This is a genomic window from Streptomyces sp. NPDC019443, from assembly GCF_044389785.1.
Classification (GTDB): domain Bacteria; phylum Actinomycetota; class Actinomycetes; order Streptomycetales; family Streptomycetaceae; genus Streptomyces.
In genome coordinates this window covers 941,077-952,874 of the sequence record NZ_JBIRYJ010000001.1, presented here as the reverse complement: position 1 = coordinate 952,874, position 11,798 = coordinate 941,077, and the positions used below count along the sequence as shown (strand labels likewise).

The window sequence follows — 11,798 nt, the reverse complement described above, 5'->3', positions numbered from 1 at the left end:
GGCGCCCTGGGCGTAGGTGTTTCGCCTGTCGGTGGCAGACCGCTGAGGCGTTCGATGTTCACAGCGATGGCCGTGAACACGTGCTGCAGGTGGGTCTTCGGCTGACCCCGGTAGCGGCAGCGGCAGCGGCGCATGCTGTGTGTTCCGTACCCCCCCGAGAATAGCCGCACTTGCCCAATGAGCTTCTAGCAACCATTGCCAACGCTACCATCGCCGTCTTGGCCCGCGTCATGGAGCAGGCAGTCCGTGACGGCATCATCAAGGTCAACCCCGCCCGGGTGACCGGCTGGCAGAAACTCTACAAGCAGGCCGAGGATGAACTCCTCGACCCACGCGCGCTGGCCCTGCCCGACTGGGAGACTCTCCTCGCGCTGGCCGACGCGCTCGTGGCCGCCTCCCACGACGAGTACCGCGGCTGGGGAGACCTCGTCATCTTCGCCGCGTGCACCGCCGCACGGATCGGAGAGATCTCAGGCTGCCGCGTCGGAGACATCGACACCAGCCAGTGGATCTGGACCGTGCGGCGTCAGACCACACCCGCGCCGGGCGGGCTGACCGACAAGGGCACCAAGGCAAGCGGGCCCGCAAGGTTCCCATCGTCGAGGAGATCCGCCCCCTCGTCGCCCAGCGCATCCTGTCCGCCGGCCCCAATCCCGACGCCCGCCTGTTCACCGGCCCGCGCGGCGGACGCATCTCCACCGGTGTCCTGCGGGACGCCACACACTGGGACGACGTGGTCACCAAGCTCGGCTACGAGCACCTGCGCCGCCATGACCTCCGGCACACCGGACTGACCTGGTTTGCCGATGCCGGAGTCCAAGTGCACGTCCTACGCAGGATCGCCGGTCACGGGTCACTGACCACCACCCAGCGCTACCTGCACCCGGACGTACACAAGATCACGGCCGCTGGGGCGGCGCTCTCCGCACACTTCAGCGTGCTGCGCGCACCGCGCTCGCTGCCGAGCCCGATCGTCGTGACCCGCTGACCTCGGTCAAGCACGCCGGTCCCCAACTGGTCCCCAAAAATGATCAAGGGCCGGGTTCGGATACCTCCGAACCCGGCCCTGACCTGCGACTGCCTCCAGTCGGGACGACAGGATTTGAACCTGCGACCCCTTGACCCCCAGTCAAGTGCGCTACCAAGCTGCGCCACGTCCCGATGCGCCGGTCCTCCGGGTTTCCCCAGCTGAGGGCGCAAGAGAACATTACCCCACTCCCCGGGGGCCGCCGGACGTCCGGCCTGCGGTCATGTGCCGGCCGTCGGTTTCGTCGGCGGCGGCGCACGTCCATGAGCGTCAGAGCTCTTCCATGACGAAGTCGGCCTTCATGGCGCCGCAGTCGGGGCACTCCCAGGTGTCGGGGATGTCCTCCCACCGCGTACCCGGCTCGATTCCCTCTTCGGGCAGACCCAGCTCCTCGTAGTACACCCAGCCGCACAGGAGACACATCCACGACCGCTTGCCGGACGACTGGTCGTTCATAAGATCCCTTCTCTGTTCCTGTTCCAGTGGATGTTCCGGGAGACGAACGCGGACACCAGCGCCTTGACCTCCCTGTCCATGAGGATCCCGGCGTGGCCGGTCCCCGGCGCCTCTTCGAGGGTCACATGGCGCAGGCCGGCGGCGAAGGCCTTGGCGTCGGAATACGGCACCATCGGGTCGCCCGGGTCGTGGACGGCCAGGACCGGGGTGTCGAGCCCCATGCCGAGCGCGACGGCGTCCCAGTGGCTGACGGGCACGCCGTTGCGAAGGTGGAGTTCGCGGTAGATGCCGTCGACCATGGTGCGGGTCAGCCGCAGTCCCGCGCCGTCCCATCTGTCCAGCACGCCGCCCAGGGTGCAGGCGGGGGCGATCGCGACAAGGCAGTCGAGCGGCGGCGCGGTCCGCCGCACGGTCCGCTGCATGGCCGCGCCGATCGAGGCGATCGCGCCCAGCGAGTGCGCGACGATCACACGTACGTCCCCGAGAGTGTCGAGGACCGCCCGGACCGCCCGCGTGTACTGGCTCATGGTGGCCTGCGAGCCCTTGCGCACCCCGTGGGCGGGAGCGTCGAACGCGGCGACGGACAAGCCCAGTTCACGCAGCGGCGCGACGAGCGAGTGCATGCTGCTGCTGTCGGACGCCCAGCCGTGGACGAGCAGCGCGGTGCCTTCCGTACCGCCCTGTTCGCCCCACAGGTATCCGTTGGGCGCGTCCGGGCTGTCGTGCACGGTGAAGTGCCGTGCGCCCAGCGGCAGTACGTTGTCGGGGCGCGGCCCAAGAGTGCGCGTGCTGCTGAAGACGTCGCTCGCCCAGCGCGCACCCGCCCCGGGCGCGACTGCGCCCAGGGCGGTGTGGGCGAATCTTCGCAGGGCCCGGGCCGTCACGAGACGCCCTTGCCGGACGCCATGGCTTTCTCCCCCGGCGCCACCTTGGCGCGGGTGCGGTCGGTGTGGAAGCCCGACTCCGTGTCGTAGAAGTGCAGATGGCGCACGATGCGCCACATCTGGCCGAAGGTGAACTTCCTCAGCTGCGCGCCGCACGTCGTCGCGGTCAGTTCCGGCCGGTTCAGATATCCGCTCGCCACGTTCAGGCCGCTGACGCAGATCTCTGCCTGGCCGCTGAAGCGCGGATCGGGCAGGACGGCGTCGGGCAGAGCCGTTCGCGGGGGCTTCGTCTCCAGGGGCTTCGGTGGCGGTTTCGGGGACGACGATTCTGCTGACGGCGTTTCCACAGAGGGCCTTTCTGCTGGACAAGGGTCTGTTGGATCGGGTTCAGGACGGTCTGGCGGTCAGCCCTGACGGACGAGGCGGAGCTGGTGGGCGGTCCCCAAGTGGTGCCGTCGCGGCCCCAGGCGGCGATCTGCTCGTCGACCCGGCCGCTCGGGCTCGCCGCGAGCGTCCTCGCCCGCAGCGGGATCCATGCGACGAGGTCTGGGCGAGCGCGACGCCGGGCCTGACCGTCAGCTCGACCGTTGGCACAAATGCGAGCGTGGACAGGATCGCCGTGTATGAGGGCGCAAGAACGTCCATGAGAGAGACGAAGCGCAGAACGTCCGGCGGATCGTCGTCCTCGACGATCGTTATCCACGCCGTCAGTTCGGGTTCCTTTCCGCCCGCATACGGACGTGAAACACACACCGGCCTGATTTCCACGCTGGTGACGATGGGCAGGAATTCCTTGGGAATGGCGAATACTTCAAGATCCTCGGGCGCCGGTGATTCGGGACCCGCGGGCGCGACGAGCGGCCAGTCCGCATCGCTTCCGGCACCGAAAATCGCGGACGCCTCGACATGCACCCCCTTGTCGGTCTCCGCGGACACCGTCACCGCCGTTGACGTATTGCGCCCGGCCCGCAGCAGCGAACTCGTAATACGGAATCCGGAATCAATCGGCCTGCCGAATCTTCCGATGATGCTCCGTAGCTCGAGACCGAGAGTGTGCGACTCCATGGCGGAGACCGGCACGGCGAGGGCGGGCCCGCCGTGAAACCCCCGAAACCGTTGAGGTGACCTGCGGCTTCCACTCATTCTCCAGCGGGCTTTCGCAGCAGAACGCCGGGCGGGATCAACTCTCCAAGACCATCGTGATCAATTACCACATTTGGCATGAACACGACGATAGGCCGCACCGGATCCAGTCAACAAGAAAAAGCTTTGTGATGCGCGCCACACCCGTGCCGCGCACACGGCAATTAATTGGTCCGCCCCCTGAACGAAACGTCAGGAAATAATTCGGAAACCCGCGAGCAGGTGGTACGGAAATAAGTATCCGGAACATGATCGTGCACTCTGCACTCTCCGGCAGACCAGGCCTGACGTGCCATGAAAGCCTCGGCGTCATATGACCGAGGGTGCTGACCTGAACCAACGTACCCATAAGTAATGAACGACACACGGTCGATATTCAGCCGAACTCGGCGAGCGCTGCGACGGCCAGAACGGGCCGCGGGCGACGATCAGCGGAATGCTGCCCTCAGGCCTCGGCGGAGCCGTTCTCAGGCTCGACCGGCCCGCTCCAGTCCCAGCCGGGTGTGCGCACCTGGAGCCGCAATTCTTCGGGAGCGACCTCCCGGCCGCAGTGGCGACAGCTGTGGACCATGTCCAGCTCCTCGCCGCAGGAGTGGCTGAACACCGCGGGCGGCTCGTCGACGAGCCATCGGTCACCCCACGCGCGCAGCGTGGTCAGCACGGTCAGCAGGTCCCGCCCCGCTTCGGTGAGGTGGTACTCGAAGCGAGGGGGGTGCTCGCTGTACCGCCGCCGGGCAAGGACGCCCACTGACTCCAGATGGCGCAGACGCGCCGTGAGGACATCGCGGGGAGCGCCGGTGTTGCGGGCGATCGCGGCGAAGCGGTGATTGCCGAAGCTGATCTCCCGGACGGCCAGCAGCGACCATTTCTCACCGACGGCCTGAAGCGACACCGCGATCGAGCACGGCCTGCCGCGCGAGTCCACGGCCAGAGGGGGGAGTGCGCCGTCCTCCGTGGTGCGTGCCTTCATACACCCTAGGTTGCCACATCCAACTCACTGCCTCTAGCATCCCGTACCGAGCGGTCAGTTTGATATTCAAACCATTACACCCCAGATCCGCACCCCTGAAGGACGAGCGAACCCCTTCGCGCAGCTGCCGGTTCCGGTCGGCCAGCCGCACCCTCCTGAAGAGAGTGAAGAACATGGCCCAACAGGCCTCAACCGTCGAGGACAAGGCAGCGATCTCCCGCTTCCGCCTCGTCTTCGCCGTCGTCGCCGCGGGTGTGGCGATGTCGAACCTCGACCTCTTCGTCGTGAATGTGGCGATCCCCAACATCAGCAGCCACTTCGACGAAGCGTCGCTGTCCTCGCTGTCGTGGGTGCTCAACGCGTACGCCGTGGTCTTCGCCGCGCTGCTCGTCCCCGCGGGCAGCTTCGCCGACCGCACCGGGGCGCGGCGCGCGTATCTGCTGGGCATCTCCCTCTTCACCGTGGCCTCGGTGCTGTGCGCGGTCGCGCCCAGCGTGTGGTTCCTGGTGGCGGCGCGGGTCGTCCAGTCGGCCGGAGCGGCGCTGCTGATCCCCGCCTCGCTCGGCATTCTGCTGGCCGCCGCGCCGCCGGAGCAGCGCGGCTCGGCCGTACGCAACTGGGCGGCACTGAGCGGACTGGCCGCGGCTCTCGGCCCGGTCATCGGCGGCGCGCTCGCCCAGGCCGACTGGCGCTGGATCTTCCTGATCAACCTGCCGGTCGGCATCGCCACCGTCGTCGTCGGCCGGCGTGCGATCACGCCCTCCCCCCGCCGTACGGAGACAGGCCGCGGCGATCTGATCGGCGCGGCGCTCCTCACCGCCGGGATCGGCGCGGTCGCCCTCGGGCTGGTCAAAGCCCCTGACTGGGGCTGGTCTTCGGGCTCCGTGGCGATCATGCCGGCGGCCGCGGTCGCTCTGCTCGCCCTCTTCGTATGGCGCTCGGCGAAGCATCCGGCGCCGGTTCTCCCGCTGGATCTGCTGCGGATTCCGGCGATGGGCCCCGCCATCCTGGCGAATCTGCTGTTCGCGGTGGCGTTCGGCGCGATGCTGCTCTCCGCGGCCCTGTGGTGCCAGGACGTGTGGCACTGGTCCGCGCTGCAGACCGGTCTGGCGATCAGCCCCGGGCCGCTGATGGTGCCGCTGCTGTCCAAGTACGCGGGCATGCTCGTGCAGCGCTTCGGCGCGGCCGTGGTGTCCACCGTCGGCTGTGCGTTCTTCGCGATCGGCCTCGTCTGGTGGATCGCGGTCCTGAGCGTCGATGACCACGACTACGTACTGGGGCTGCTGCCCGGCATGGTGCTGACCGGCATCGGCGTGTGCTTCACGCTGCCCACCCTGGTGGGCGCGGCGGTCACCCGGGTCCCGCCGACGAACTTCTCCACCGGCTCGGGCGTGGTGACCATGGCGCGTCAGGCCGGCAGCGTGGTGGGTGTCGCGGGTCTGGTCGCCGTGCTCGGCAAGCCGCACGGCGCGGCCGCGATGGACGCCTTCCGCCACGGCTGGAACTTCACGCTGGTGGCGACGGCCGCCGCGGCGGCGGCCTGCTGCCTGCTCCTGCCCCACACGAAGCCGGCGGCCCGCGCCGACGCCTGAGAACGCCCCGCCGCGCCCCGGGGGACAAACGGCCGCCGCGGCCCGGGGGACAATCGAGGCGTGGACAAGGCATCAGGCAGGGACCGCGACGCCGAAGGGCGCGCACGCAACGCACGCCCTCGTGACGGGCTGGGACGACCCCTTCCGTACGGAAGTCCGGGAGTGGAGCGGCAGGCCGAGGGGGTGGTGCGCGCGCCGGGTCAGACGCTGGCCGAGGCACAGCGGCTCCTCGACGCGGGCATGCCCTTCCATGCCCACGAGGTCTTCGAGGACGCGTGGAAGTCAGGGCCCGCGGCGGAGCGTGAGCTGTGGCGCGGGCTCGCGCAGCTGGCGGTGGGGCTCACGCACGCCGCCCGCGGCAACAGGGCGGGCGGCGCGCGGCTGCTGCTCCGGGGCGCGGACCGCATCTCGGAGTACCGGGATCCGTACGCCATCGATGTGGCCGGTCTGACGGCCTGGGCGCGGGAGCTCGCGGCCCGGCTCGAAGGCCCGGTGGACACAGCGGTGGACGCGGGCGCCGAGGCTCCCCGGCTGATCTCAGTCCTGTAGCAGCACGACCTCGAGGGTGCGGGGGCCGTGCACGCCCTCGACCCGGTCGAGCTCGATGTCGCTGGTGGCGGAGGGGCCGGAGATCCAGGTCAGCGGGCGGGTCGGGTCGAGTCGGGGCATCGCCTGCGGTACGGACGCGACGACCTGGTCCGGGGCCCGTACGACGCAGATGTGCAGATCCGGGACGAGGGTGAGCGCCCGGCGGCCCTGTCCCGGGCCCGCGTCGAGGACGATCGTGCCCGTCTCGGCGATCGCGAGGGCGCAGCCGGTCACCACGGCGTCGACGGCGTCGAGTTCGTACGGAGTGAGGGGGCCGTCGTCCGTGCGCTGACCGACATCGGCGGCGGCGAGCCAGGCTGCGGGCAGCCCGTCCGGCACGGCGACCGACCGCGCGCCGCGATCGGCAAGCAACTGCGCGACCAAAGCGGGCAGTTCGGCCTCGCTCGCGCGGTGCACGATCGCCCGGTAGTCGGCGAGGTTCTCCTGCAGCAGGTCGAGGATCGCGGTGGGGTCGTCAGGGGTGTGGCTGTCCAGGTAGTCGCGGGCGGCCTCGGAGGCGTCGGGCGCGTCGGCGACGGCGGCGCGGATCCGGGCGAGGATGCGGTCGCGGGAGCCGGTTTCGGTGCTCATGTGCGGTTCTTCTTCCACCAGTCACGGAAGGATTGGGCGGGCAGTTCGGGCAGTTCGCGGTCGGCGGTCCAGGCGCCCGCGCCCGGCGGCTTCCTCGGATGCAGCCTGCGGGTCCTGGATGCCGCCTTCTCACCGGCGGCCAGCGCGGCCGGATGGTCGAGGATCCAGCCCGCCGCTTTGATCGCGGCCTTCTCAAGACGGTGGCCCTTGCCTCCCTGGTCGGCGACCTTCTCGCGGAGGTGGACGAGGACTTCGGGGATGTCGATGGCGACCGGGCACACCTCGTAGCAGGCCCCGCACAGCGAGGAGGCGTACGGCAGGGAGGCGTCGATCTCGCTCTGGATACCGCGCAGTTGGGGGCTGAGGATGGCGCCGATCGGACCGGGGTAGACGGAGCCGTACGCATGCCCGCCGGCCCGTTCGTACACCGGGCAGACATTGAGGCAGGCGGAGCAGCGGATGCAGCGCAGCGCCTGGCGGCCGACCTCGTCGGCCAGCGCGTCGGTCCTGCCGTTGTCGAGCAGGACCAGGTGGAAGGTCCGCGGTCCGTCGGCGTCGGCGGTGCCGGTCCACATCGAGGTGTACGGGTTCATGCGCTCGGCGGTCGAGGAGCGCGGCAGCGTCTGCAGGAAGACCTCCAGATCGCGCCAGGTGGGGACCGTTTTCTCGATACCGACGACGGAGATCAGGGTCTCGGGGAGGGTCAGGCACATCCGGCCGTTGCCCTCGGACTCGAAGACGACGAGCGTGCCGGTCTCGGCGACCATGAAGTTGGCGCCGGAGATACCGACCTTGGCCCGCAGGAATTTCTCGCGGAGGTGGAGTCGGGCCGCCTCGGCGAGTTCGGCAGGGGAGTCGGAGAGCCCGTCGGGCGCGGGTCGGCCCCAGCTCTCCATTTTCTGCTCGAAGATGTCGCGGATCTCGCCGCGGTTGCGGTGGATGGCGGGAACCAGGATGTGGCTCGGCCGGTCCTCCCCCAACTGCACGATCAGTTCGGCGAGATCGGTCTCGTACGCCGAGATGCCCTCGGCCTCCAGGGCTTCGTTGAGGCCGATCTCCTGGGTCGCCATCGACTTGACCTTGACGACCTCGCTCTCGCCGGTCGCCTTCACCAGATCGGCGACGATCCGGTTGGCCTCCTCGGCGTCGGCCGCCCAGTGGACAGTGCCGCCTGCCGCCGTGACCGCGGACTCCAACTGCTCCAGATAGCGGTCGAGATGACGGAGCGTATGGTCCTTGATCTGCTTTCCGGCCTCGCGCAGCAGCGCCCAGTCGTCGAGTTCCGCCACGGCCTTGGCACGCTTGTCACGGATGGTGTGGGTGGCATGCCGCAGATTGGCGCGCAGGGTCACATTGTGCACGGCGTCCTTGGCGGCCTTCGGGAAGGACGGCATGCCGAGATACGTACCGCTCACAGCAGGGGCTCCTCTTCGGTGCTCGCGAGGATGTCGGCGATGTGCAGGGCGCGCTGCGGAGCGTCCTGGCGGCGCAGGATGCCGCCGATGTGCATCAGACAGGAGTTGTCGGCGCCGCACAGCACATCGGCTCCGGTGGAGGCGGCGTTGCGGACCTTGTCCTGGCCCATGGCGGCGGAGACATCGGAGTTCTTGACGGCGAAGGTACCGCCGAAGCCGCAGCACTCGTCGGCGCCGGGCAGTTCGCGCAGCTCGAGCCCCTTCACCGCCTCCAGGAGCCTGCGCGGCCGCTCCCCCAGCCCCAGCAGGCGCAGGCCGTGGCAGGAGGGGTGGTAGGTGACGGTGTGCGGGAAGTACGCGCCGACGTCGGTGACGCCGAGGATGTCGACGAGAAACTCGGTGAGTTCGTACGTACGGGCCGGGAGCGCCGTCTCCCCGAACTTCGGGTAGTGCTCGCGCACCATCGCCGCGCACGATCCTGACGGGGTCACGACGTATTCGTATCCCTCGAAGGCCCGCGCCGTGCGGCGGACCAGCGGCTCGGTCTCACGCCGGTAGCCGGTGTTGAACTGCGGCTGTCCGCAACAGGTCTGCGCGGCGGGAAAGTCCACCGCCACCCCGAGCCGCTCCAGGAGTCTCACGGTCGCGATGCCCGTGGCCGGATACACCGCGTCGTTGACGCAGGTGACGAAGAGTGCGACACGCATGGTCGGAGGATATGCCGCCACCGGTGACCCCGGTAGGTCCGGCGATCAGCCGGATGGGGCACACTCGTCAGCGTGAGAAGGATCTATGTGATCGGCATCGGGGCGGGCGACCCCGACCAGCTGACCCTGCAGGCGGTCAAGGCGCTGAACAAGGCGGATGCGTTCTTCATCCTCGACAAGGGCGAGGAGAAGTCGGATCTGACGCAGCTGCGCCGGGAGATTCTCGACGCACATGTCGAGGACCCTTCGTACCGTCTGGTCGTGGCGAGCGATCCGGAGCGGGACCGGAAAACATCGGACTACTCCCCCGCGGTCGACGACTGGCGCCACCGCCGAGCCGACCTGTACGAGCGGTTCATCGCCGAGGAACTGGGCGATGACGACTGCGGGGCATTCCTGGTGTGGGGCGATCCGGCGCTGTACGACTCCACCCTCGGCATTCTTGAGGAGATCCTCGAACGCGGCACGGTCGCTTTCAGCCATGAGGTGGTACCCGGCATCAGCAGCGTCTCGGCGCTGCTGGCCAAGCACCGCACCGGTCTGAACCGGGTGGGCCGCCCGGTTCAGATCACCACGGGCCGGCGGCTCGCCGACGGCTGGCCGGAGGGCGTGGACGACGTGGTCGTGATGCTCGACGCGCGGCAGGCGTTCACCCGCCATCTCGACCAGGATCTGTTCATCTACTGGGGCGCGTATGTGGGCACCGAGGACGAGATCCTGGTGTCGGGGCGGCTTTCTGAGGTGTCCGACCGGATCGAGGAGCTGCGTGCCGAGGCGCGCGCAAGCAAGGGCTGGATCATGGACACCTATCTACTGCGGCGGGGCTGAGGCCGCCGCAGCCTGAGGTCTTCGCCCATAGGCCGCGTACGTGCCCGAGATGGCGGGCCATCACCTCCCGTACCGCCTCCTCGTCCCTGGCCGGCAGCCGCGTCCAGCAGTTCGTGGTGTTCCTCGGCGGAGTCCTCCAGCAGGCTCCGTTCGACCAGCGCTGGACGGGCCCGCCCGCGTTGGCGACCATCGTGGTGAATCCGCCGAGTACGCCGTACGAGCGTGCCTTCAGCCGGCCTCTTCGACCTTCCTGCGATGCGAGCGCCTCGTCCGCGCCCGGCCGTCTGCGCCACACGGTGGCCCCGGCCATCAGCAGCAGGATCGCCCCGATCGATGTGCGCACGGCGTCGTCGTCGGCCCAGAACATGAACAGCGTGCCGGCCACCACACCGGCGGCGACCGCGGGAAACAGTCGCAGCAGGGTCGGCCGGTGGGCGTGCCTGCGATAGATGAGTACGGCGACCACATCGCCGACGATGAGTACGGGCAGCAGCACCCCTGTCGACTCGCGCGCCGGCAGCACCGCCGCGAAGATCGCGAGGCTGACCGTGTTCGCACCGCTCACGGCGGTCTTCGAGAAGCCGACGAGTACGGCTGCCGCGGCGAGCGCAGCCAGTTCCCAGCTGATCATGATGTCAGGAGCTGATGCTATGCGCCCGGACCCTGGCATCCCGTCGGAGCCGGGGGCCGGGCCGTATTCTCGGTGCCAATCAGGGCAGGCTCCGTATGTGGTCATTCCCGTCCATGATTCGAATCCGGTACGGCGCACCCCCTGGGTCACCTACGCGCTGATCGTGGCCAACGTCGTGGTGTTCCTGCGCACGCCCGTGGCCGTGTCCTCGATCGCGGGCGACAGCAGCCTGGCGCAACTGTGCCATCTGCAGGCTTTCCTCGAGCAGTGGGGCGCCGTCCCGCGGGAGCTGATCCACAACCGGGTGCCGGACCTGGTCCCGACCGGAACCCCCGCGGTGGGTCCCCAGGGACAGGGTTGCCTGCTTGGACCGCCCGGTTACGACAAGGCGCCTCCGCTGTCCGTGCTGACCTCGATGTTCCTGCACGGCAGCTGGCTGCACCTGCTGGGCAACATGCTCTTCTTGTGGATCTTCGGCGACAACATCGAGGACCGGTTGGGCCGGGTGCGGTACCTGCTGTTCTACCTGTTCTGCGGGTACGTGGCCGGGTACGGCTTCGCGCTGGCCAACCCCGACTCCGCCGAACCGCTGATCGGGGCATCCGGGGCAATCGCCGGCGTGCTGGGCGCCTACCTGGTGCTCTACCCGCGGGTTCGGGTGTGGGGCCTGGTGCCCTTCTTGTTCTTCATCCCTCTGCGGCTCCCCGCCTGGGCGGTGCTGGGACTGTGGTTCGTCCTGCAGGCGTTCTACTCGGCCGGCTACGGCGTCGCGGAGGCCGGCACCGTTGCCTATCTCGCCCATGTGGCCGGTTTCGTGGCCGGGGTGTTGCTGGCGCTTCCGTTGCGCGCCAATACCCCTCCCCCGCCCGAACCGCGGCGGCTGCAGAAAGCGCCGCAGGTACCACCGCATTGGTGAGCTCATTGCCAGTCGCGCAGGAAGCCCTCCCAGGACTTCGGGAGCCTGAA

Annotated in this window: 13 protein-coding genes, 1 tRNA gene and 2 pseudogenes; 5 read left to right on the top strand and 11 right to left on the bottom strand. The window is 69.0% G+C overall.

Annotated features, from left to right (window positions below):
- Nucleotides 1–203: 203 nt before the first annotated feature.
- Nucleotides 204–988: pseudogene (locus ACH492_RS04320) on the top strand (tyrosine-type recombinase/integrase); the annotation flags it as partial.
- Between the two features lie 99 nt (nucleotides 989–1,087).
- Here ACH492_RS04320 and ACH492_RS04315 read toward each other — a convergent pair.
- The 7 genes and pseudogenes from ACH492_RS04315 to ACH492_RS04285 all read right to left on the bottom strand — a co-directional run bounded on the left by ACH492_RS04315 (nucleotide 1,088) and on the right by ACH492_RS04285 (nucleotide 4,480).
- A tRNA-Pro gene (locus tag ACH492_RS04315) sits at nucleotides 1,088–1,161 on the bottom strand.
- Nucleotides 1,162–1,297: 136 nt separating this feature from the next.
- Complete coding sequence (locus tag ACH492_RS04310) at nucleotides 1,298–1,483, bottom strand: rubredoxin (RefSeq protein WP_307659893.1); 186 nt, start codon at nucleotides 1,481–1,483, stop codon at nucleotides 1,298–1,300.
- Nucleotides 1,480–2,367: an alpha/beta hydrolase gene (locus ACH492_RS04305; RefSeq protein WP_398982565.1), complete on the bottom strand. Its 888-nt coding sequence runs from the start codon at nucleotides 2,365–2,367 to the stop codon at nucleotides 1,480–1,482. Before ACH492_RS04305 ends, ACH492_RS04310 begins: the two co-directional genes overlap by 4 nt.
- Nucleotides 2,364–2,714, bottom strand: a complete 351-nt coding sequence (locus tag ACH492_RS04300; RefSeq protein WP_398982563.1) for a hypothetical protein — start codon at nucleotides 2,712–2,714, stop codon at nucleotides 2,364–2,366. Before ACH492_RS04300 ends, ACH492_RS04305 begins: the two co-directional genes overlap by 4 nt.
- A 40-nt stretch (nucleotides 2,715–2,754) precedes the next feature.
- Nucleotides 2,755–3,309 carry a hypothetical protein gene (locus ACH492_RS04295; protein ID WP_398983312.1) on the bottom strand — a complete coding sequence of 185 codons (555 nt, stop codon included), beginning with the start codon at nucleotides 3,307–3,309 and terminating at the stop codon, nucleotides 2,755–2,757.
- A pseudogene (locus tag ACH492_RS04290) lies at nucleotides 3,310–3,432 on the bottom strand (thioesterase family protein); the annotation flags it as partial. It lies immediately after the preceding gene.
- A gap of 523 nt (nucleotides 3,433–3,955) precedes the next feature.
- Entirely contained in the window at nucleotides 3,956–4,480 is a 525-nt protein-coding gene (locus ACH492_RS04285) for a winged helix-turn-helix transcriptional regulator (protein ID WP_398982561.1), read from the bottom strand.
- 173 nt (nucleotides 4,481–4,653) lie between these two features.
- On the opposite strand from ACH492_RS04285, the gene ACH492_RS04280 reads away from it, so the two are divergent.
- Both ACH492_RS04280 and ACH492_RS04275 read left to right on the top strand, forming a co-directional pair.
- Nucleotides 4,654–6,072, top strand: a complete 1,419-nt coding sequence (locus ACH492_RS04280; RefSeq protein ID WP_398982559.1) for an MFS transporter — start codon at nucleotides 4,654–4,656, stop codon at nucleotides 6,070–6,072.
- A 60-nt stretch (nucleotides 6,073–6,132) separates the two neighbouring features.
- Nucleotides 6,133–6,621, top strand: coding sequence for a DUF309 domain-containing protein (locus tag ACH492_RS04275; RefSeq protein WP_398982557.1), 489 nt, complete (start codon nucleotides 6,133–6,135; stop codon nucleotides 6,619–6,621).
- Here ACH492_RS04275 and ACH492_RS04270 read toward each other — a convergent pair.
- The 3 genes from ACH492_RS04270 to ACH492_RS04260 are packed head-to-tail and all read right to left on the bottom strand — an operon-like array spanning nucleotide 6,610 to nucleotide 9,373.
- Complete coding sequence (locus ACH492_RS04270; RefSeq protein ID WP_398982555.1) at nucleotides 6,610–7,251, bottom strand: lactate utilization protein C; 642 nt, start codon at nucleotides 7,249–7,251, stop codon at nucleotides 6,610–6,612. The two genes, ACH492_RS04275 and ACH492_RS04270, sit on opposite strands and share 12 nt — an antisense overlap.
- A complete protein-coding gene (locus ACH492_RS04265; RefSeq protein WP_398982553.1) occupies nucleotides 7,248–8,666 on the bottom strand; it encodes a LutB/LldF family L-lactate oxidation iron-sulfur protein in 1,419 nt (472 codons plus the stop codon). Before ACH492_RS04265 ends, ACH492_RS04270 begins: the two co-directional genes overlap by 4 nt.
- The gene (locus ACH492_RS04260; protein ID WP_398982551.1) at nucleotides 8,663–9,373 is read right to left on the bottom strand and encodes a (Fe-S)-binding protein; all 711 of its coding nucleotides are present in this window, start codon (nucleotides 9,371–9,373) and stop codon (nucleotides 8,663–8,665) included. The genes ACH492_RS04265 and ACH492_RS04260 overlap by 4 nt, the downstream gene beginning before the upstream one ends.
- Before the next feature lie 72 nt (nucleotides 9,374–9,445).
- On the opposite strand from ACH492_RS04260, the gene cobF reads away from it, so the two are divergent.
- On the top strand, nucleotides 9,446–10,201 hold the full coding sequence (gene cobF / locus ACH492_RS04255) for a precorrin-6A synthase (deacetylating) (RefSeq protein ID WP_398982549.1): 756 nt from the start codon (nucleotides 9,446–9,448) through the stop codon (nucleotides 10,199–10,201).
- On the opposite strand, the gene ACH492_RS04250 is transcribed toward cobF, so the two are convergent.
- Entirely contained in the window at nucleotides 10,170–10,832 is a 663-nt protein-coding gene (locus ACH492_RS04250) for a sulfite exporter TauE/SafE family protein (RefSeq protein WP_398982547.1), read from the bottom strand. The two genes, cobF and ACH492_RS04250, sit on opposite strands and share 32 nt — an antisense overlap.
- A 97-nt stretch (nucleotides 10,833–10,929) precedes the next feature.
- Here ACH492_RS04250 and ACH492_RS04245 point away from each other — a divergent pair, with 97 nt between their 5' ends.
- Nucleotides 10,930–11,748: a rhomboid family intramembrane serine protease gene (locus ACH492_RS04245; RefSeq protein WP_398982545.1), complete on the top strand. Its 819-nt coding sequence runs from the start codon at nucleotides 10,930–10,932 to the stop codon at nucleotides 11,746–11,748.
- Nucleotides 11,749–11,798 lie beyond the last annotated feature (50 nt).